Origin of the sequence: Nocardia sp. NPDC059236 (assembly GCF_042754085.1) — a bacterium.
Taxonomy (GTDB): domain Bacteria; phylum Actinomycetota; class Actinomycetes; order Mycobacteriales; family Mycobacteriaceae; genus Nocardia.
The window spans coordinates 43,577-64,477 of record NZ_JBHZAF010000024.1; the positions used below are offsets into that span (position 1 = coordinate 43,577).

16 protein-coding genes and 1 pseudogene are annotated in these 20,901 nt (G+C 65.7%); 11 read left to right on the forward strand and 6 right to left on the reverse strand.

Translation table 11 applies throughout. From position 1 onward, the window contains the following. Positions 1–25 precede the first annotated feature (25 nt). The 7 genes and pseudogenes from ACFXIV_RS40350 (at position 26) to ACFXIV_RS40380 (ending at position 8,589) form a co-directional block, all read left to right on the forward strand. The gene (locus tag ACFXIV_RS40350; protein WP_379403516.1) at positions 26–736 is read left to right on the forward strand and encodes a gamma-glutamyl-gamma-aminobutyrate hydrolase family protein; all 711 of its coding nucleotides are present in this window, start codon (positions 26–28) and stop codon (positions 734–736) included. Next, positions 723–2,183, forward strand: a complete 1,461-nt coding sequence (locus ACFXIV_RS40355; protein WP_379403507.1) for an amidase — start codon at positions 723–725, stop codon at positions 2,181–2,183. The genes ACFXIV_RS40350 and ACFXIV_RS40355 overlap by 14 nt, the downstream gene beginning before the upstream one ends. Continuing rightward, complete coding sequence (locus ACFXIV_RS40360) at positions 2,180–3,664, forward strand: aldehyde dehydrogenase family protein (protein WP_379403508.1); 1,485 nt, start codon at positions 2,180–2,182, stop codon at positions 3,662–3,664. The genes ACFXIV_RS40355 and ACFXIV_RS40360 overlap by 4 nt, the downstream gene beginning before the upstream one ends. Before the next feature lie 14 nt (positions 3,665–3,678). Continuing rightward, complete coding sequence (locus tag ACFXIV_RS40365; protein ID WP_379403509.1) at positions 3,679–5,160, forward strand: flavin-containing monooxygenase; 1,482 nt, start codon at positions 3,679–3,681, stop codon at positions 5,158–5,160. 5 nt (positions 5,161–5,165) lie between these two features. Further along, entirely contained in the window at positions 5,166–6,041 is an 876-nt protein-coding gene (locus ACFXIV_RS40370; protein WP_379403510.1) for an NAD(P)-dependent oxidoreductase, read from the forward strand. Between the two features lie 10 nt (positions 6,042–6,051). Continuing rightward, positions 6,052–6,939, forward strand: a complete 888-nt coding sequence (locus tag ACFXIV_RS40375) for a phytanoyl-CoA dioxygenase family protein (RefSeq protein ID WP_379403511.1) — start codon at positions 6,052–6,054, stop codon at positions 6,937–6,939. Between the two features lie 67 nt (positions 6,940–7,006). Continuing rightward, positions 7,007–8,589, forward strand: a pseudogene (locus ACFXIV_RS40380) (AMP-binding protein). Positions 8,590–9,301: 712 nt separating this feature from the next. Here ACFXIV_RS40380 and ACFXIV_RS40385 read toward each other — a convergent pair. From ACFXIV_RS40385 to ACFXIV_RS40405, 5 genes are all read right to left on the reverse strand, one after another. Next, positions 9,302–10,300 (reverse strand): hypothetical protein, encoded by a 999-nt coding sequence (locus ACFXIV_RS40385; protein ID WP_379403512.1) that lies wholly within the window; start codon positions 10,298–10,300, stop codon positions 9,302–9,304. A gap of 422 nt (positions 10,301–10,722) precedes the next feature. Next, complete coding sequence (locus ACFXIV_RS40390) at positions 10,723–11,514, reverse strand: MHYT domain-containing protein (RefSeq protein WP_379421421.1); 792 nt, start codon at positions 11,512–11,514, stop codon at positions 10,723–10,725. Positions 11,515–11,546: 32 nt separating this feature from the next. Beyond that, positions 11,547–12,731 (reverse strand): ATP-binding protein, encoded by a 1,185-nt coding sequence (locus tag ACFXIV_RS40395; protein ID WP_379403514.1) that lies wholly within the window; start codon positions 12,729–12,731, stop codon positions 11,547–11,549. A gap of 29 nt (positions 12,732–12,760) precedes the next feature. Further along, positions 12,761–14,023: a sensor histidine kinase gene (locus ACFXIV_RS40400; RefSeq protein ID WP_379421422.1), complete on the reverse strand. Its 1,263-nt coding sequence runs from the start codon at positions 14,021–14,023 to the stop codon at positions 12,761–12,763. A 59-nt stretch (positions 14,024–14,082) separates the two neighbouring features. Beyond that, the gene (locus ACFXIV_RS40405) at positions 14,083–14,745 is read right to left on the reverse strand and encodes a winged helix-turn-helix domain-containing protein (protein WP_379421423.1); all 663 of its coding nucleotides are present in this window, start codon (positions 14,743–14,745) and stop codon (positions 14,083–14,085) included. Between the two features lie 195 nt (positions 14,746–14,940). On the opposite strand from ACFXIV_RS40405, the gene ACFXIV_RS40410 reads away from it, so the two are divergent. From ACFXIV_RS40410 to ACFXIV_RS40425, 4 genes are all read left to right on the forward strand, one after another. Then, positions 14,941–16,416, forward strand: coding sequence for a ParB/RepB/Spo0J family partition protein (locus ACFXIV_RS40410; protein WP_379403025.1), 1,476 nt, complete (start codon positions 14,941–14,943; stop codon positions 16,414–16,416). 61 nt (positions 16,417–16,477) lie between these two features. Continuing rightward, the gene (gene fabD / locus ACFXIV_RS40415; RefSeq protein ID WP_379403027.1) at positions 16,478–17,515 is read left to right on the forward strand and encodes an ACP S-malonyltransferase; all 1,038 of its coding nucleotides are present in this window, start codon (positions 16,478–16,480) and stop codon (positions 17,513–17,515) included. A 62-nt stretch (positions 17,516–17,577) separates the two neighbouring features. Beyond that, positions 17,578–18,675 carry a 3-oxoacyl-ACP synthase III family protein gene (locus tag ACFXIV_RS40420; RefSeq protein WP_379403024.1) on the forward strand — a complete coding sequence of 366 codons (1,098 nt, stop codon included), beginning with the start codon at positions 17,578–17,580 and terminating at the stop codon, positions 18,673–18,675. Then, positions 18,675–20,207: a phytoene desaturase family protein gene (locus tag ACFXIV_RS40425; RefSeq protein WP_379403023.1), complete on the forward strand. Its 1,533-nt coding sequence runs from the start codon at positions 18,675–18,677 to the stop codon at positions 20,205–20,207. Before ACFXIV_RS40420 ends, ACFXIV_RS40425 begins: the two co-directional genes overlap by 1 nt. 13 nt (positions 20,208–20,220) lie before the next feature. Here the strand turns inward: ACFXIV_RS40425 and ACFXIV_RS40430 are convergent, their stop codons facing one another. Then, on the reverse strand, positions 20,221–20,811 hold the full coding sequence (locus ACFXIV_RS40430) for a TetR/AcrR family transcriptional regulator (RefSeq protein WP_379403022.1): 591 nt from the start codon (positions 20,809–20,811) through the stop codon (positions 20,221–20,223). Positions 20,812–20,901: the final 90 nt, after the last annotated feature.

Consider the following 20,901-nt stretch of genomic DNA (forward strand, 5'->3'; position numbering starts at 1 on the left):
ACCGCAGCGTCGCCCGTTGATCGGAGTGACCGGTCGCCGGTTCGCTGCGAACCGGCTCGAGATCGAGAAGCGTTATCGCGCGGTCGAATTCGACATGCATTTCGCCGACTTTCCGAGGCGGGTCGCCGAAGCGGGCGGGCTCGCCGTCCAGCTCCCGTACGAGGCGGCGGGCGCCGAGCTCGTCGTGCGGCTCGACGCCCTGATCGTCTCGGGTGGCCAGGATCTGCATCCCGCGACCCAGGGCAGCGCGGAAACGCCCACCGATCCGGACAGCGACCTGCGCCGGGACGCCCATGAAGTCGAACTGGTCCGTGCGGCAATCGAGCTCGGCATTCCGGTGCTCGGAATATGCCGAGGGATGCAGGTGCTGAATGTGGCCTTGGGAGGCACCCTGGTCCCTGATCTCCCGGTGCAGGAGATCGACCATCGCTCGCCGGGCGCACCGATCGCCGACGAGACCCACTACGTCCGATTCAGCACGGGCTCGACAATGTTCGAGATCTACGGAACGCACGCCGCGGTGAACTCACTGCACCATCAGGCGGTCGATCGGATCGGCGCGGGACTGGCGGTCACCGGGTGGGCACCCGACGGTGTCGTCGAAGCCGTCGAACTGGCCGGTCACCCGGTGCTCGGCGTGCAGTGGCACCCCGAATGGCGGCGCAAGGACCCGGTTTTCAGATGGCTGGTGGATGCGGCCCGAACCCGTGCGGAGGTGTGCGATGCGACCGGATGAGTATGCCCGTTGCGACGCGACAGAATTGGCGGAGCTGATCCGAAACGGCGATGTCGGACGCGCGGAGGTCATCGCGGCCGCCCGTGCCGCGATCGCCGCGGTGGACGCCGAGTTGGATGCGGTGGTCGGGCCCCTGTTCGATGGGCCGTTGGCGCACTCGCCGTCCGGTCCCCTCAGCGGCGTTCCGTTCGCATTGAAGGACCTGCTCTGCACGGCGGTCGGAGTGCCGAATGAGAACGGCAGCCGGGCCATGTCCGGGTATGTCGCGGACCGCGATTCCGACCTGATGACGAGGTGGCGCGAGGCTGGGCTGGCAGTCGTATGCCGAACCGCGGTACCGGAATTCGGGTTCAGCGCCAGCACCGAACCCATCGCGCACGGCCCGACGCGCAACCCGTGGAATCCGGGCCGTGTTTCCGGCGGCTCCAGCGGCGGCGCGGCGGCACTGGTCGCCGCCGGTGCGCTCCCGTGCGCGCACGCCAACGACGCCGGGGGTTCGATCCGCACACCGGCGGCACTGTGCGGCCTGGTCGGGCTGAAGCCGACGCGCGGTCTCATCCCGCCCGGTCCCGATTCCGATGAGCCGCTCTTCGGGTTGACCACCGAATTTGCGCTGACGCGAACGGTTCGCGACGCCGCCCTGCTGCTCGAAGTCGTACACGGCAGCGCCGCGGGCGACCGCTATCACGTTCCGCGGCGACCGGGCGGTACGTACATAGAGCCGGATGCGCTACCGCCGGGCCTTCGGATCGCGGTGTGGACGGCCACGCCCGCCGGCGTCGCCGACACCGACGCCGAGGTAGTGGCCGAAGTCGTCCGGGTTGGAACCCTTCTGGAAGGGCTGGGTCATCGAATCGACTGGGCCACACCGGAAGTCGACCAGGAGAGGTTCAAGAGCCTGAACCTCACCTTCTGGTCCGCGTCCATCGCCGACACCGCTCGCGCGCTCGCGGGGAGCGGTCCGATCGAGGATGTCCTCCACGGTTTCGAAGCCACGACCGCGGTCATGATGCGGCACGGGCTGAACCTGTCCTGGGCGGAGGTCTCGAAGGCTCGCAGCTATCAGAACGAGCTCACCCGCGGTATCGGCCGCTTCCTCGACTCCTACGACCTGCTCCTGACTCCGGCCACGCGCACGGCCGCCTGGCCGGTAGGCGAATTGGACGCCAACCGCTCCGACCTGGATGCGAACGGCTGGGTCGAAACCCTCACTCACTACTCCCCGTTCACCGCGCTCTACAACGTGACCGGTCAGCCCGCGATCTCGGTGCCCACAGGCCGGACCGGGGACGGACTGCCCATCGGGGTCCAGTTCGCCGCCGCGCCGGGCCGCGAGGATCTGCTGCTTGCGCTATCCGCCCAGCTCGAGCAGGTCGACCCGTGGCACGACCGCCGTCCCGTAATCCATGCGGCACTTCCCGACCTCGAAGGGGCACAAACCACATGAAGACACTCCGGGAATGGACGGACTTCGCCGCCCGCCTCGACCTACCCTCCGCGATGTGGGTTGACGGCAAGCCGTTCGACGGAACCGGCGCCCGCCGGCACGCAGTGGTGTCACCGCACACCGAGGTCGCGGTCAGCAGCGTCCCCTCGGCCACGGCGGCGGATGTGAACCTCGTAGTGGACGGGGCTCGTGCAGCATTTCGCGGCGGAGTGTGGGCTGATCGGGCACCACGTGACCGTGGCGTCGTGCTGCGGCACTGGGCCGATCTGGTTCACGACCACCGCGACGAACTGGCCGCGCTCATCACCCTCGAGATGGGCAAACCCGTTGTCCAGGCGCGGAATATCGAGGTACGGGCCGTCGAGAACACACTGCGCTGGTACGGCGAGCTGGCCGACAAGCTGTACGACGAATCGCCGCGCGGCCTAGTTGATGCGGTCGCCCTGGTCACGCGTGAACCCGTTGGCGTCGTCGCCGGGATCACGCCCTGGAACTTCCCGCTCACCCTCAGCGCCTGGAAGATCGCACCTGCACTGCTCGCAGGCAACAGCGTGGTGGTGAAGCCCGCAACCCAGGCACCGCTGTCGGTGCTACGGCTCGCTGAAATCGGCGCAGCGGCAGGACTTCCCGACGGAGTACTTCAGGTCGTGACCGGCAGTGGCGGAAGCGCCGGGGAAGCGCTCGCACGTCATTCGGACGTCGACTGCCTGACCTTCACCGGCTCGCCCGACGTGGGCAAGAGATTGCTGACCTACGCGGGGGAGTCGAACGCCAAGGCAGTCCATCTGGAGCTAGGCGGCAAAAGTCCCCAGATCGTCTTCGGGGACGCACCCGACCTAGAGGCCGCTGCCCGAGGCGTCGCCTGGGCCATCACATTCAACGCCGGTCAAATGTGCACCGCCGGTTCCCGTCTGCTAGTCGAAGAAACCGTCGCCGATCGATTCGTCACGGCCGTCATCGCCGAGATCCAGCGATACCAGGTCGGGGATCCATTCGATCCCGAGACCAGCATCGGTCCGGTCGCTGGCCGCGGGCATCGCACAGACATCCTCGAATACGCGCGCGAAGCCGTCCGGCAGGGCGCAACACTCGCGTCGGGTTCGGTGGACGAGCGCACCGGAGCCGGTACCTATCTGGACCCGATCGTCTTGACCGGGGTCCGCCCGGACCATTCCCTGTTCCAGGAAGAGGTCTTCGGACCCGTGCTGTCGGTGACCACATTCACCGGCGAGCAGGACGCAGTCGAACTGGCCAACGACTCCGCCTTCGGCCTCGGGGCCGGGCTATGGACCTCGGATCTCTCTCGTGCCCACCGGCTTTCGCGGCGCGTCGACGCCGGTCTGGTGTGGGTGAACTGCTACGAGGAGGGCGACCTGACCGTCCCGTTCGGCGGCCGGAAGCTGTCGGGCCACAGCGCGGACAAGAGCGTCCACGCACTGGACAAATTCACCTCCCTGAAGACGACCTGGATCCATCTCTAGTCGAAGGCGCACACATGGCAATCAGCGACACGAATGGCCACATCGCCATCATCGGGACCGGATTCTCGGGTCTCTGCATGGCAATCGCATTGAAAAAGAAAGGCATTCACGACTTCACCGTGTTCGAACGCAGTGACGACATCGGCGGAACATGGCGTGACAACACGTATCCGGGCGCGGCCTGCGATGTGCCGAGCGTGCTGTACTCCTACTCCTTCGCACAGAATCCAGACTGGACAAGGATCTTCCCACCCTGGTCGGAACTGCACGACTACCTCCGTCGGGTCGCCGACGAGTACGGACTGATACCGCACATCAGATTCGGCGCCGAAGTCGCGGAAATGCGATTCGACGAGGCCGGCCTGGGCTGGACGCTGCAACTCGCCTCCGGTGAAGAGGTGTTCGCGGCGGTCGTTGTCAACGGATCAGGCGGACTGAGCAATCCGTTCGTACCCCGACTGACGGGTCTGGAGACCTTCGAGGGTGTCGCGTTCCACTCGGCGCAGTGGCAGCACGACCTCGACCTGACCGGGCGACGCGTTGCGGTGATCGGATCTGCCGCGAGCGCAATCCAATTCGTGCCGGAGATTGCCGCCTCGACGGAATCGCTGATCGTCTTCCAGCGCACGCCCAACTGGATCCTGCCCCGCGGGGACGCACCGCTGCCCGAAGCGACCCGAGCGGCCTTCGCGCGCAGTCCATGGCGGCAGCGGTGGTCGCGGTGGCGTACCTACTGGGTGTTCGAGCGACTGGCCAGCGCATTCCTCGGTGACCGTCGCCGCATCGAGAACTACCGCCATGCCGCGCTCGCCGAACTCGAGCGGCAGGTCCCTGACCCCGCGTTGCGGGCCAAAGTCACGCCCGCTTACGACCCGGGCTGTAAACGCCGTCTGGTGTCCGACGCGTGGTATCCCGCGCTGCAACGCGAGAACGTGCACCTTGTCACCGATGCCGTCAGCGAGGTCCGGCCCGGGTCGATCGTCACCGCCACCGGAGAAGAACACGAAGTCGACACGATCATTTTCGCCACCGGATTCCAGCCCACCAACTTCCTCGCACCGATGAAGGTATTCGGCTGGGGCGGAACCGAATTGTCCGACACTTGGAGAAACGGCGCCGCCACCAAACTGGGCATCGCGACCTCCGGATTCCCGAACCTGTTCTTCCTCAACGGGCCGAACACCGGACTGGGCCACAATTCGGTGGTCTTCATGATCGAAGCCCAGGCACGGTACATCACCTCCGCGATCCGTCACATGCGGCGCTACGGTATCGCCGCGCTCGACCTGGACCGAACCGTGCAACGCCGGGCCTACGACCACACCCAGTGGCGCATGCGCCGCACGGTCTGGGCCTCGGGCGGCTGCACCAGTTGGTACCAGTCTGAGGACGGGCGCATCGACACCCTCTGGCCCGGCACGACCGTCGAGTACTGGGCACGCACCAAAATCTTCCGCAAATCCGACTACCACCGCCTCACTACCGGAAAGAACTGAACGACATGGACATCGCATTGCTCGGCACCGGACTCATGGGGTCCGCCCTGGCCAAAGGCCTGCTCGACACCGGGGCCCGGGTCACGGTCTGGAACCGGACGGCGCACAAATGCGCCGCGCTCGGCGCCGCAGGGGCCACTGTGGCGGATTCACCGTCGGCCGCCGTCGCCGCCGCGCCGATTGTCCTCATCAGCCTGCTCGACTACGGCGTCGCGAAGTCGGTCCTGGCACAGTGTGATTCTCTAGCCGGCAAGGCCGTGGTGAACGCTGTCACCGGATCGCCCGAAGAAGCGAACGAGTTCTCCGAGTGGGTGACCGGTCGCGGCGGCCGGTACCTCGACGGCGCGATCTCCGCCTATCCGGAGGACATCGGCACCGAAAACTCGGGCATCAACTACTCCGGATCCGAGGAAGCCTGGAGCCAGGTGCGCGATCTGCTTACCCCGATAGCGGCCCAGTCCCGCTTCGTCGGCACGCGGCCCGGCGCGGCGAACGTGCTCGACGCGGCAATGGCCGGTGCTTTCTTCAATGTGTCGCTCGGCGCCTTCCACGAAGCCGCGGCATATGTTCGCGCCGAAGGGATCCCGGTCTCGGAGATGTCGCACGTACTGCATCTGTGGACCGACAAACTGCTGCAGCTGCTGCGAGAGGCGTTGTCCGCCTTCGAGACCCGCGAATACGACACCGATCAGGCGACACTGGACATCTACACAGCCGCGGTCGAGTCCTGGCGCGACTCCATGGTGCGTGCGGGACAGCGCGCCGCGCTGATGTCCGCAAATCTGGACAACCTGCGCGCGGCGTGCGCGGCGGGCCTGGGAGACCAGGGGATCTTCGCCCAGATCGAAACACTCGCCGCCCAGCCCACATTCGCCGAATAGGAGATCCACCATGACCACCGAGACCACGCTGACCAACCTTCCATCGACGACGACGGTCGATGAGATCGTGGAGGTCATATGGCGCGACGGCGGCGTCATCGTCGAGGACTTCATCGACGCGGACCGCCTCGCCGAGCTGCGCCGCCAGGTCGAACCGATTCTGGACACCACCGGGTACGGCGAGGACGAATTTTTCGCGGGCACCCAGACACGTAGGGCTGGAGGGCTTTTCGGCAGGATCGACATGATGCCGGAGATCGCGCTGCATCCGCTCTACTACGGTGCTGCGAAGAAGATTCTGCAGCAGCCGATCGCGCTCTGGGTCGGCGACGATCGATTCGAGGTGCTACCCGACATCCAGGTCGGCGTCACCCAGGCCATCCAGATCCACCCTGGCCAGGGCGCGCAGCGCCTGCACCGTGACGACGGCAGCTTTCTGTGGCGGCATCCCGACTACGGTCGCGAGGGCCGTGTGCAGATCATGGTCGCCGTCAGCGACTTCACCGCCGAGAACGGTGGCACCCTGGTCATTCCGGGCAGCCACCGCTGGGACGACGAGCGCGGACCCAAGCATGAGGAAGCCGTTCCAACGGTCATGCAGGCCGGTTCGGCGCTGATCTGGATCGGATCGACCTACCACGGCGGCGGCGACAACTCTTCCGACAGCGCTCGAACGGGCGTGACCATGGCGTTCGATCTGGCCTGCCTGCGCCAGGAGGAGAACCAGTACCTCTCCATCCCGAGGGAGAAACTGCTCGGACTGTCCGAGGAGGTGCAGCGCCTGCTCGGCTGGGGTTCGGGGCAGAATCTGATGGGCTACGTGGAACGCAATGGCCAGATGGCCGACGTCCACAGCCTGCTCCACGATCTGAGCCTTGGCCTGCCCACCACCCGCTGATGGACGACCGGTTCCGGTGGCGCGGAGTCGCCGGAACCGATCCGCACAAGTTCCAAGGAGTTTCGTCGTGAGCTTCGCCAGCCCACACCCGGACGTCGCCATTCCCGAAGTCGCCGTTCATGACTTCCTCTTCGGCGAGCTGAACGATCACGAGCAGCACCACATCGCCCTCATCGACAGCGCCTCGGGCGACACCCACACCTATCGACAGCTGGTGGAGGAAATCGAGGCGGCCGCAGGGGCGCTCGCGAGCCGTGGTCTCGAACCGGGCGGCGTGGTCGGTCTGTACGCACCGAACAGTCCGGCCTTCGTCATCGCACTGCACGCCGTCCTGAGGGGGGCGGGACCGTCACGCCGGTGAACGCCCTGTATCCGGAGAAAGATGTCGCCGCGCAACTGACCGACGCCGGTGCGACCTTTCTCATCACGACGGCGGCGCTGCTTCCCCACGCCTTGCCGGCAGCCCGGGCCGTCGGCATGGTGCGTGAACAGGTGATCGTGCTTGATGACGCACCAGGGCATCCCAGTATGCGCGACTTGCTCGATCAGCGACTGCGGGCGCCCGCGGTCGACCTGAACCCGCTGACGCACCCCGCGGTGCTGCCCTACTCGTCGGGCACCACCGGACGGCCGAAGGGCGTGATCCTCACCCACTACAACCTGGTGGCGAACGTCTGCCAGATTTCGCGGCTGTCCGGACTCGGCGCCGCCGATCGGGTTCTCGCCGTGCTGCCCTTCTTCCATATCTATGGGCTCACCGTCCTGCTCAACGCCGCCTTGTACAGCCGATCCGCCGTCGTTACGATGCCGAAATTCGAACTGGGCCAGTTCCTTTCTGCGATCGAACGGTACCGGTGCAGCTACCTGCCGATCGCCCCGCCGGTCGTGCTGGCACTGGCCAAGCACGCCGCCGTGGCGGAGCATGATCTGTCGAGCGTGCACACCGTTGTGTCCGGCGCCGCCCCGCTGGACGGCGCGCTGGCCCGGCAGGTCGCGACCCGGCTCGACTGCCGCGTCCACCAGGGTTACGGGATGAGCGAGCTCAGCCCGGTCAGCCACACCGTGGCGGTCGGTGAGGACGCGCCCGCCGATTCGGTCGGTCGGCCAGTGCCGAACACGGTCAACAAGATCATCGATCCCGAGACCGGCGCGGAGGTGGCACTACCGTCCGAAGGGCGCAGCGCTCCAGGGGAATTGTGGATTCAGGGCCCCAATGTCATGGTCGGCTACCTCGGCAACGAGACTGCCACGAAGGAGACGATCGACGAAGACGGTTTCCTGCACACCGGCGATCTCGCCGTCGTGGACGATCGCGGATTCGTCTACATCGTCGACCGTCTCAAGGAGCTGATCAAATACAAGGGCTACCAGGTGCCCCCGGCCGAGCTCGAAGCGATCCTGCTGGCCCACCCGCTCATCGTTGACGCCGCGGTCATCGGAATCCCGGATCCCGAAGCCGGTGAGATCCCACAGGCTTTCGTCGTCACAACCGCACCAGAGTCGTTCCCTGCTGACTCGGTGATGGCTTATGTCGCTGAACGCGTCGCGCCGCACAAGAAGATCCGTCAAGTCCGTTTCATAGACGCGATCCCGAAGTCCGCGGCAGGAAAGATCCTGCGACGGGAATTGCGCGAACTGCACAGCTCATAGCGGCGGGCACGCGTCGAGGAGATGGAAGACCCGTGCGAGCGTGGACTCCCTGGGTGTGCGCCGCGCTCTCGACGGGGCGGGCTCGGTGGCCTGCCCTCATCCTTGCTCGGTTGTTTGTCGTGTTCGTTGTTCGTCTATCAAGCGAACGCGAGCGAAAGATTCGTCACGCGTTCGCGTAACGGCCTGCGTTCCAGACGATTCCCCGAAACTGAGTCAGCGAGACAGCATGTCGTACAGGGACGCCAGGTGCAGGCTCGTAGGGCCAGAAGCAGGAGCCGCAGCCGTGGCAGTAGTGGCCAGCTCGCCAAACACTTTGAGCGAAGGGAAGTCCGCGAACGATCCGATTGTTTAGGCGAGTTCTGCGTGATGCGGTGAAGAACAGAAGGATCGAAGGGGTGGCGAGCGCGAGGACGAATGCCGAGTTCGCGCAGATGAACCAGGGTAGGGACGAGGTGGCTTCGGGATCGCCCAGAGCGATGATGCTGAAGAGGACGTAGAAGAGGGCCGGGACAACCTACAGGATGCCGAGTGAAACCAACTTGCCAGTGCCGCGTCGATCTGGGGCCGGGGCAAGATACTGAGGCGCAATTGCACTGGGACGGGTGGCCACTGTGGGAATCGACATCACATGCCCGACTTGCGGCCACTACGACCAGGTTCAGAGCGTTCCCGCGATCCGGTCGTCCGGCGCGTCGACAGTCGACGGCGTCGACTACCCTGGGGTACTGACGTCGGTGTCGGCGAGTACGGGTGTGAGGTCGACGCCGGGCGGAGGACGCAGGCGGCGTAGGTTGCCGTCGATGCTGGTGACATACAGCGCCCAGCCCTGTCCGTCGCGGGCGATCCGGACCGAGGTCGGGCCGTTGGGCAGCATCGGGCTCGAGGTCTGCCAGCCGGTAGCGATGGTGCAGGTGGCGCCCGTCGCCGGATCCATGCTGTAGACGCTGCCGGAGGTGTCGCCAGCGAGATAGAGCTGCCCGGCCTGGGTGGCCTGCATGTCGTCGAGGCCCGGGAAGAGGCCGTCGTGAACGGCGGCGACCACGGTGGCGGCCGTCGGCGCATCCAGCGGAATCCTCAGCACCTGCGAGGTGAAGTCGTTCTCGGTGTAGATGGCTGTCTGGTCCGCTGTCAGCGCAATACCGTTGGGGTAGGGCGTATTCGACCAGTGCGGGGTGAATTCACCGGTGGACGGCCGATACCGGCTCATGCCCACCGGTATGGGAATCGACAGGTGGGAGATGAGCAGGTCCCCGTCGGGAAGCAGCAGCAACCCGTTGGGTTGAACCAGCCCGGTCAACAGCGCTGTCACCGCGCCGGTGGTCACGTTGTAGCGCTGCAGGGTGCCGGTGCCGGTGAACGCGGTGCCGTCGCCGGTCAGGAAGTACAGATCGTCACCGACCAGCCGCAGCCCAGCCGGATTGTCCAGACCCGACAGCAGCGTGGTGACCTCGCCGCTGGAATCGACGTGGTACAGGACGCCTTTGACGATGCCGGACACGTAGAAGCCGCCGCCCCCGTCGGGCTCGAGATTCTCCAGACCACCCAGACCCGACGCGAGAATATCGGCTTGCCAGCCCTGCGCGCACGAAGCGCCATCGGTCCCCGCGTGCGCGACCGTAGCGGTCGCCATCAGTCCGGCCACAGCGGCCGCCGCACATGCGCTCGACAGCAACCTATGCATCCGATGAATTGCTCCCACCCCGATCGACATGCTGCAGATCCTATCGATGGGGACTTACATCTGCAGTGCGAACCGGCCAACAAGCGATCCGCACCCGCTCCGTCGAGTAGAAGCGGTAGCAAGGAAGAATCGCACGCTATTGCGCTTCATGAGCCAAGCAACATGCACTCATGCCTGTGGTCTCAATGGGGTTCGGGGTGCGCGACATCGGTCGTGAGACAAGCAACCGGCAATTGAATCACTGCACCGTGGATTGCTAGGTCGGATCCGGGTCTGGAGTGCAACCCAGTCGCCATGAAGTGGCAGTGAGGGTGATGGGACCCGTGGTCCGGTCCAGGACCGGACCGAAATCATGGGGTCAGTTCACAACCACTGATGGGGAAGATGGCCGATTCCGGCGCGCCCAGAAGGACTGGTGATGCGGGTCATGGCCCTTCGCCTGACCGCCGGAGTTACACCGCGCCCCGGGACTTGACCGAGCCCGATCTGTTGCGGTCCGGCCGGGTCGGGGTGTCTCTCAGATCAGCGGGGACGACCTCGGCGAGACCGACGACGATGGTCAAGGTGATCATGACTACAGCGACAATGGTGATGAGGGGGGCGAGCAGTTCGACGGACCGGACGCCGGTGAGGGAGGAGGGAAGAAGCGTGGCGTGGGCACGCATGGATAGCATTGCGGTGTAATGCGTTACGGACACGGCAGTACCAATGATCAGACTTGCGCCGAAAGCTGCGAGGTGGCCGTGTACCCGCAGGGCGAACCACAGCACAGCGGTGGCCGTGATGACCGCGAGCGCGATCGACGCTGCTACGAGAGCAGAGTTGTAATCGATGTGTGCGCCGCAACGGATCGCGCGCAGTCCGACATATTGCATAGTGGCTATGCCCAACCCGGCGAGGATCCCGCCGAGGATGGGCAGCACGAACTTCTGCCGCCGACGCAGCACGATCCAGAGGCCGATCCAGACCGCCAGGATGGCGATCGCTGTACTGAACAGAGTGGTCGGAACGTCGTAGCGAATGCTGACGCCACGAATTCCGAATCCGAGCATCGCGATGAAGCTCATGGCCCACGTTCCGCAGCCACCCAATGCGATGGCGGCGGCGAAGAGCCAGCGGCCGGATCTGTTGGATGAGCGGGCATGCTTGGTGCAGCGAAGGCCGAGCACGGATCCTGCGACTGAGATGATGTAGGGCGGGATGGGGGTGCTCCATCCGAACATGAGTTGGTCGATGTGCAGCATCTCTACTATTCCGGTAGTGGGATTCTCGGCCGCTACAGGTCGCGTGCCGGTGTGGGCAGGGTCAGCTCGAAGATTGCGCCGCCGCCGGCGGCGTTGTGCACCTCCAATGTGCCGCCGTGGGCGTGTGCGATCCGGCGTGCGATCGCCACGCCGAGGCCGGTCGAGCCTGCGCCGCCGTGGATGTCCTCGAGGATGGCGTCGATATCGATGTCTTCGGGTCCGGGGCCTTCGTCGGCGACGGCCACCCGGCCGTCGGCGACGGTGACGTGGACGCGTGCCGGTTCGTTCGGCAGGTGACCGTAGCCGACGGCGTTGTCGAGCATGTTTCGGATGGCGCGGCGCAGTAGGGCTGGGTCGCCGTAGACCACGGTCGGTGCGGTGGTTGAGGTGATTTTTGCTGCGCCGGAGTCGATTTCGTCGATGAGGTCGGTGACGATCCGATCGAGGCGCAGGGGTTGGCATTCCATCTCGTCGGTGCCCGCAGTCATGCGTACTCGCCAAAGTAGATCGTCCAGGATGTCGCCCGTCCGGCGTGATGATCGGACGGTGCGATCGAGCAGTTCCGTGCGCTGCCGAGGATGGGTCGACCTTGCGCGCTGCGCGGGCTTGCCGAGAGTCGCCTCGGCGCGGTCGTGAGCGGGACCGCCGTCAAAGGCTCGATCTTCCGACCGTCCGGAGTCTCGGTCGGTCGATCCGGTGCGCTTGGTGTCGGGATCGAGCGCGGACGAAACGGTGAGCAGGGCGACTGCGGCGATGAAACGACGCGTCTCGTCTGCGGACGCTCGCGTCAACTCGGGGACGAGTCGGTAGAGGCGGTCGCAGCGTAGGCGGAGGTCGCGGCGGATGGCCTGTTCCGAGGCTGCGGCCAGGCCGTGTAGTGCGACCAGGAGCAGTTCGCGTTCGTCGGCCAACGCGCGGCATATCTCGGTCAGCAGCAGGGTTGCGGGAGTGCGCGGTGTCTTGGAATTATCTTGCGCCGCTGTCGATTCCACTATCTCCTCGATTCGATCGAAGACGTGGTGTAAGGCCGACAGGAAGAGCTGCTGTTTGGTGCCGAACAGTCTGAACACGTACGGCTGTGACACATGGGCACGTCGTGCGATGTCGTCGGTACGCGTTGCGGTGTAACCGGATTCGGCGAAAGTGGTGACGGCGACTCGAAGTATCTGTTCGCATCGTTCGGCAGCGGTCATCCTGCTCTTGGTGAGGTCGCTCATCGTCTTGCTCCGATCGGTGCTGTGTGCCTCTACAGGTCGCGTGCGGGTGTCGGCAGCGCCAGCTCGAAGATCGCGCCGCCCCCATCGGCGCTGTGTACATCGAGTGTGCCGCCGTGGGCGTGGGCCACCCATCGGGCGATGTGCAGGCCTAGACCTGTCGAACCCGCGCTGCTGTGGAATGCCTCGAAGATCGAGTCGACGTCACGGTCGTCGAGTCCGGGGCCCTGGTCGGCAACCGTTACCCGGCCGCCGGCGACCGTGACGTGTACGCGGGCGGGCTCATCCGGCAGGTGGCCGTGCCGAACGGCGTTGTCGAGAAGGTTCCGGAGCGCGCGGCGTAACAGGGTTGGGTCTCCGTTGACGACGGTCGGTGCGGTGGTTGATGTGAATATTGCTGCGTTGGGGTCGATTTCGTCGATGAGATCGGTGACGATCTGGTCCAGCCGCAGGGGCTGGGACTCCATCTCCTCGATTCCCGCGGTGAGGCGGGCGCGCGAGAGCAGATCCTCGACGATGTCGCCCATCCGGCGGGACAGTTGGACGGTGCGGTCGAGTAGTTCGGTGCGTTGGTCGGGGTGGTCGCGTGCGGTTTCGGCGAGAGCGCGTAGCGCCGCGATCGGCGCCCGCAGGTCATGCGCGGCTCCGGCGAGGACTGTCTCCTGGCGCTCGAGTGCGCGGATTCGCGACGGCAGGAGTTGTGCTGTCAGAACATAGGTCGTGACGCCGAACAAGGCGATGAGCGCGGACGTGAGGCCGCAGGTCAGTGCGGCAACCTGATCCTCTCGAGATCGGTCGGGGCCGATGTCCGTCCATGCTATGGCGGCTCCGCCGAATCGGTCGTAGCGCCAATCGTCCACTGGCGCAGCCACTGCGCGCACGTCGCTTCCGTCGTCGGCCACGGTCGCCCGTACCGCCGCGTGGGTGCGGACTGCGCGCGCACGGAGCTGCTGTAGGAGCGGGTCGTCGAGATCGACGGTGCAGTGCTTCGCACTGCGGAACTCCTGGGTTCCGGCGCTGGTCGCAAACACGACGGCGAATTGCGGACAATCGTTGTCCATGCGAGACAACCCGTGACCCTGGTAGGTGACCAGTTCGGCAGTGTTCGTGAACGCCGAGAACTGTTGTGGTACAACGCCTGCCTGGCTACTGGCGACTTGGTGTGCGGCTGCCGAAGCTACGGAGGTCAGGTCGGCATCGAGTTGCGCTGTATCCGCGTTTTCCTGCACTGTGAGGGCGAATGCCGCGAAGCTGGACAGCGTTATACCGGCGAAGCCGGTCAGGACCGCGACCACGATCAACGGAGTGTGCCGCAATCGTCGGGCCAGGACGCCGCGGCGAAGCCTCGAGCGCCTCATTCGGTAGGGACGAGCCGGTACCCGTACCCGCGCATCGTCTGGATGATTTCGGGTGGACCGAGTTTGCGGCGGAGCAACGCGATCGTGACGTCCAGCGCGTTGGCATTGTCGGCTGCGTGTTCGTCCCAGCAGTGCTCGAACAGGGCGGAGCGGGACGCTGTGTGCTCGACGTTGATCATGAGTTGCTCGAGAACCGAGTACTGCTTGTGGGTGAGGCTCAGCAGCACTCCGCGGCGACGGACCTCACGCCGACCGAGGTCCATCTCGAGGTCGCCGCACTGCATCACGCACGGGCCTCCTCTGTCCACCCGCCGGCACAGGCTTCGCACTCGAGCGACCAGTTCGGCCACGGCGAAGGGCTTGCCGAGGTAGTCGTCGGCATATTCGAGCCCTCGGACGCGATCATCGACGGTATTGCGCGCGGAGAGGAAAATCGTTGGGGTCGACCAGCCTCGGCGGCGTCGGCTCGCAACGTAGTGCGCGGCATCGCCGCTGGGCAGCATTCGGTCGAATACGACGCAGTCGTAGCTGGTTACGGCCAACGCTTCGTCGGCCTCCGGGATATCACTGACCGCGTCGACGGAAAGGGACCCACCGCGGAGGGCGATCACGATGACAGGACGCAGGTCGTCGTCGTCTTCGGCAACCAAAACGCGCACAAGCGATCCTCCATCGGTAGCAACAGGCTGTGTGGCGGACTCGTGCGGGTAATCAGGTGGATTCCTCGGCTGCGCCGGACCTTTGCACTGCGACCTGTTCGTCCGCATCGTACAAGTCGAATTCCCTTTGCGCCCAACACACAATGCGACCTCGTGCGGTGAGTAGTTCGGTCATCCGCCCAGGTCGGCGGCGCTGTGGACTGGTCGATCGATCAGTTTTGGTGGGGTGTTGTCTGCTCGGCGGAAAGCCTCGGATCGACGCTCGCTGTGATTGCTGACGCTTCGCCGATGGTGAACTGCTTGTTCACCATGGTGTTGTCTTCTTTACGGTCGCGTTCCGGATTGCCGAAATTCTGGTTTCTGGCAGCTGAATTAAGGCTTGATAAAGGTTGCTGCAGGCAGGATCGTGACGTGTCGGTCGGGGAGCCGACACAGTGTTCGGATACCGAGCTGGCCTGTTCTGCAGAGTTTTTCGCGCAACCGCACTGTGATTTCCGAAGGTGTGATCGGCAACGGCGCCACTGTTGGTCGAAGTATGTTGTGGTGCAGTCCATATCGAATATGTCGAACGTTCTGTACGAGGTTTGGCTGGTCGAGGAGGGCTTGATGCCGCAGCAAAATGCCATAGTGGACGGTGGACTGCTCGATCGGTGCCTATCGACCGCCGGCAACAGCGACTTGTCGCCCGCGGACGTCACTCTGGTCCCGATGGAGAAGCTGGGGGCAATTGAGGGTGTGCGTGTTGGAGGGATGAACGTCGCACATGTGCGTGCGCTGGCGGAGTCCGGAGCCGACCTTCCTCCTATTGTGGTTCAGCGCAGTCGAATGCGGGTCATCGATGGTGTCCACCGGTTGCGGGCGGAAGCTCTTCGTGGGCAGACCGTCGTCCGCGCGATCCTGGTGGACGTGACCGATCAGGAGGCATTTGCTCTTGCGGTTCGGTTGAACGTGCGGCATGGCCTACCGCTGTCGCTGGCGGATCGAAAAGGCGCTGCCCTCCGCATTCTTCGTGACTGTCCGGCCTGGTCCGATCGATACGTCGCGTCGGTAACCGGGCTGTCCGACAAGACCGTTGGATCGATCCGCAGAGGGGCGGCCGCGGAAATTCCGCAACCGACCGAACGGCTTGCGCGAAACGGAAAGCTCAGCCGGCGACCGGTGGTCGACGGACGGTTGCGGGCCGCGGAGCTGTTGCAGGCGCAGCCGCGGTTGCCACTGCGCCACGTCGCGGATGAGGCGGGGATCTCGCTCACCACCGCGAAGGATGTGCGAAGCCGGCTACGGCGGGGCGATCACCCGCTGCCCGCCCGGCAGCGTTCGGCAGAGGACGGAACCGCCGTGCGGCCGGAACCGGGTGGCTCGGACGGAAAGGTGGACGCGAGGCGGGCCGACGGGCTCGGTGAACCGGACTCGGCTGCACCGGAATTGATGATGCAGCGATTGCGGCGTGACCCGGCGGTTCGCCTGACCGAGGGCGGGCGGTGGCTACTGCGGTGGCTCGACTCCACCGCGCTCGATCGCAGCGGGTGCATTCAAGCCATTTCCGGATTGCCGGAGTATCACCTGCACACCGTGGCGCAGCTGGCGCGTGAGCGAAGCGCTGCCTGGCTGCGTATGGCGGAGTCGATTGAGCGCCGTGCGGAGTCGGCGCGGTCGTTGGATATCTCTTGATCCGTGGTCGACCATTCGTTGACAGCGCTTGTAGAACGATGTTCTACTGCCGTTGGAGGCGATGTTCGCCGAATATCGTTCTCGTTCAATGGAAATACGTCCTCTGGTGCTAGGTCGGATTATGAACAAAATTTCCCACGACCGATGGTGTTTTCTGTTTCCCGGGCAGGGTTCGCAGCGGGTCGGTATGGGCCGGGACCTCTTTACGGCACACCCCGAGCTCGTGGCGAAGATCTTCGAGACCGCGGATGATCTACTCGGTTTCTCGATATCGGAAATATGCTGGAATGGTCCCGAAGACGTTCTGCGGCGGACCGACATCACGCAGCCGGCCATCTTCTTGGCCAGTTATGCGACCTATCGTGTGCTCGTCGAGCAGATACCGTCACCGGCGGTCGTAGCGGGACACAGTCTCGGCGAATACGCCGCGCTGGTGGTCGCGGGAGTCCTGGATTGGACCGACGCGCTGCGGCTGGTACGGCGACGCGGTCAGCTGATGGCGGCTGTCAACGAAACCACGCCCGGGGCAATGGCGGTGGCGCTGGGACTCTCCGCGGGGACAGTCGAGAAGCTGTGCGCCGAGGCGGCCGCGACGACCGCTGAAGTCGTGGAAGTCGCCAACTACAACGAGCCGACGCAGACGGTGGTCTCCGGGACGATCGCGGCCGTGACAGAGTTCCTCCGCCTGGCCAGACCCGAGTTGCCCGAGGGCGGCAAGGTCAAGAAGCTCGATGTCGGCGCGCCCTTTCACTGCTCGCTGATGGCGGACGTGGAAGCGGCGTTCGACGCCGAGTTGGCGACGGTGACGTTCCGCAGCCCGCAGACTCCGGTCGTGGTCAACGCATCCGGTGACTTCATCACCACGGGGCACGAGGCATATGAGGCGTTGCGCCGCCAGCTGGCCGGGTCGGTCCAGTGGACCGACACACTGTCCAGGCTGGTCGATTTCGGGGTGGGCACCTTCGTCGAGGTGGGTCCGGGGAAGGTGCTGACCGGCATCTGCCGACGCAGCTATCCCCTCCTGAACTGTCACTCCGCCACCGATGCTCGCCGCATCGCTTCGATCTCCGACGACTACCGCCTCACCAAGAGCGCGTGAGCCGACTCGCACGACCTGTGCGAGTTGCGAAACCTCCGTCCCACAAATCGATTAGGACTCTCATGCCCACAGCTCACATCATCGGCACCGGCGGATACCAGCCTGGCGAGCCGATCGACAACGCCACCATCGAGAAGTACGTCGGTCCGCTGCCGGAGGAGGTGCTGTCTGGACTCACCATCGAACAGCGTTTCTGGATGATCGACCCCGAGACCGGCGAACACCACGACAGCAACTCCGGCATGGCCTACAAGGCCGCCGTACGGGCGCTGGAGGCCGCAGGTGTGGAGGCGGCCGAGGTGGATCTGATGATCCTGGCCACCGGCACGCCGGATTACACGCTCCCGCCGTCGGTGAATCTGGTGCAGGAGAAACTCGGCCTGGAGAAGGTCACCACTCTCGAGATCCGCTCCGGCGGATCGGGTTGCGCGCAGGCCCTGGACATCGCCCGGACCTTCATCGAACAGGGCACGGTCACCACGGCTCTGGTGATCGGCGTGGAGGCCATCTCGCCGGCGATCGCGCCGGTCTTCCTGGAGACCGAGCCCGCCAAGATCCGGATGCGAGACCGGTTGCCGCTGTACATGTTCGGCGACGGCGCCGGTGCGATCGTGCTGCGTGCCGGCGAGACCGGCGGCCTGCGCCAGGGCGCGGCCCGAGCCATCGGCGGCAGCCGCAAGCCGGGCATCTGGGCGATCGGTGGCGGCACCCACGCGCCGCTGCTGCAGCAGCAGCGCTCGAAGAAGCTGGTGGACTTGAAGGTCGATGTGGTCGGCGCCGGAGACTTCACGCCGGTGATGGTGGCGGAGGCGCTCACCCATACCCTGGCCGCCGCCGATCTGAAGGCCGCCGACACCGACTGGTGCCTGATCCCCGAGGGAAACGCCGGCTGGATGCTCGACTCGATGCGCGAGGCCGGGCTGCAGACCGAGGAATGGGAGGCGTTGGAGGGCCGCATCTTCGACAACCTGGCCATGACCGGCGCGTGCGGCTGCGCGGCCGTGCCGCTGTTCCTGGACGACGGCTGGCGCAACGGGCAGATCCAGCCCGGCCAGCGCGTGGCCATCATCGGGGTGGAGGCCACCAAGTGGATGTACGCCGGAATCGTGTGCGACTGGACCGCTCCCACCCCGGGTGCATCGAGCAAAGCGTCGGCATGATGAGCGATGTCATCGTCATCGGCAGCGGCCTCGGCGGGCTGTCCGCCGGGGCGCTGTTGGCCCGTGCCGGACTTCGCGTCGTGGTCGTCGAGCGTAACGACGCACCCGGTGGGTACGCACAGCCATTCCGTCGTGGCCCGAATCTGTTCGACCCGGCAATCCATTTCACGATGGACGCGGGCCCGGGTGGGTTCATCCCCGCGATGCTCGCGCACCTCGACGTCGCCGATCGGGTCGAATTCCTCCAACTGCCACAGACTTATCAGGCGAGATTCCCCGGACTCGTCATCGATGCGCCGCCCGGCCGCGAGCCCTTCCTCGACCTGCACCGGCAATTGTTCCCGGCGCAGGCGGCCGGGTTGGGCCGGTTGTTCGAATTGCGCCGCAACATGTTCACCCAGCTGGCCGCCCTTCCCCAGCAGGTCGGCGCGGGCGGGCTCGAGGAGGCCATGAACGCGGCGCCGCTGGTGTTCCAGTACCGCATGGCAACCCTGACCGACGTCCTCGGGGAGTTCATCGACGACCCGCGCTGCGCGGCCGCGCTGGGCTGCATCTGGCCCTACATCGGCTCGCCGCCGTCGCGGATGTCGTTCCCGCTGTTCAATCAGATGCTCGAGACCCTGCATCACGGAACCTATTACCCTCGTGGCGGATTCGGGACGCTGGTCGACGCACTGTCGGCAGCGGTCGTCGCGAACGGCGGTGAGGTGCGGCTCGGCGCCGAGGTGGAACGCATTCTCGTCGAGGACGGCCGGGCGGCGGGCGTGGTCGTCGGCGGGGGAGAGGTGCTGCGGGCGCGGGTCGTGGTTTCCAATGCCGATGCCCGCCAGACCTTCGGCGAGCTGGTCGGCTGGGAATCGCTGCCGCCGGCCCTGCACCGTCGCCTCGATCGGTACCAGCTGGCGCCGTCGGCGTTCGCACTGTACGGCCGGTTGCGGGCCGATCCGAGCGAATTGGGGCTGTCACACGAGGGTTTCGTGTTCGGATCGTGGGACCCGGACTTGATCTGGGCCGATGTGCAGGCCGCACGTCCCGGGGGCATCTGGGTCACCGTCCCCACCATGGTCGATCCCGAGCTCGCCACCGAAGGCGGACATCTCGCGATTGTCACCAGTCTCGTTCGCACAGGGGCGGACGGTAGCTGGCGCGAGATCCGCGACTCGCACGGGCAGCGACTGCTCGAAGCGGTCGAGAATGGTGTGCCCGGCTTCCGCGATGCCTTCGAAACCATCGAAATCGCCACTCCGGACACGCTTTTCCGCTACGGCCGCAACGCGGGTGGCGCGGCCTACGGTTGGGAGAACACCCCCGCGCAGACCGCGAGCAAGCGGCTGCCGCATCGAACCCCGCTGCCGGGCCTCTATCTGTCGGGACACTGGGCCGAGGAGGGTACCTCGTCGCTGCGGACGCTGACCTCGGGCCGGGCCACGGCCTCGATGGTTGCTTCGGATCTCGAACACCGCACGGGCGTGCCGGATTTCGGCGGCCCATCCTTCGTGACCGAACTCGCGGCCACTCCGTCGGCCGGTTGATCGGGCCGGTCGGTTACGCGCACAGGCCCCGGATGAGAAGGTCTACCATCCGACGGTAACTGTCCTCCGGGTCAGGGGCTCGCATGGCGCCGTTGAGCTCGAGCGAGACGGCGCCATGCAACGCGGACCAGACCTGCTGGGCGAGATCCCCGGGATCGCCCGTGCGGATCGCGCCGAGACCGATGGCGTAGCCGAGGTGCACCACCAGTTCACCGAAGGCCCGGCCCGCACTTTCCTGGACGGTCTCGCTGGTGAAATGTTTGCCGACGGTCGCCGCGAACATGATCGAGTAATGATCGGGGTGCTCGATGGCGAAGCGGCGGTAGCTCTGCGCGGCCACGCGCAGGCGCATGATCGGATCGGCCTCGTCCGCCGTGGCGACTTCTGCCCGCAGCGCATCGAAGCCCCGAATCAACAGCTCACGTTCCAAGCCATCCTTGCCTCCGAACCGGGAATAGACGCCGGCCTGGGCGACACCGGCTTCGGCCGCCACTGCTCGAACGGTCACACCCTCGAGACCCTCGCGTACGAGGACCGCTTCTGCGGCGTCGACCAAGACGCGTTCGACGTCCTTGCTGGGGGTGCGGCGGGCACGCTCGGCCATCTCGGTTCGATCTCCTGTTCTCGGTGAATTCGACTGTCACCCTACGGGTTCGCCCTGGTTGACGGCTTGCGCGGGATGCTGTAGAACGTT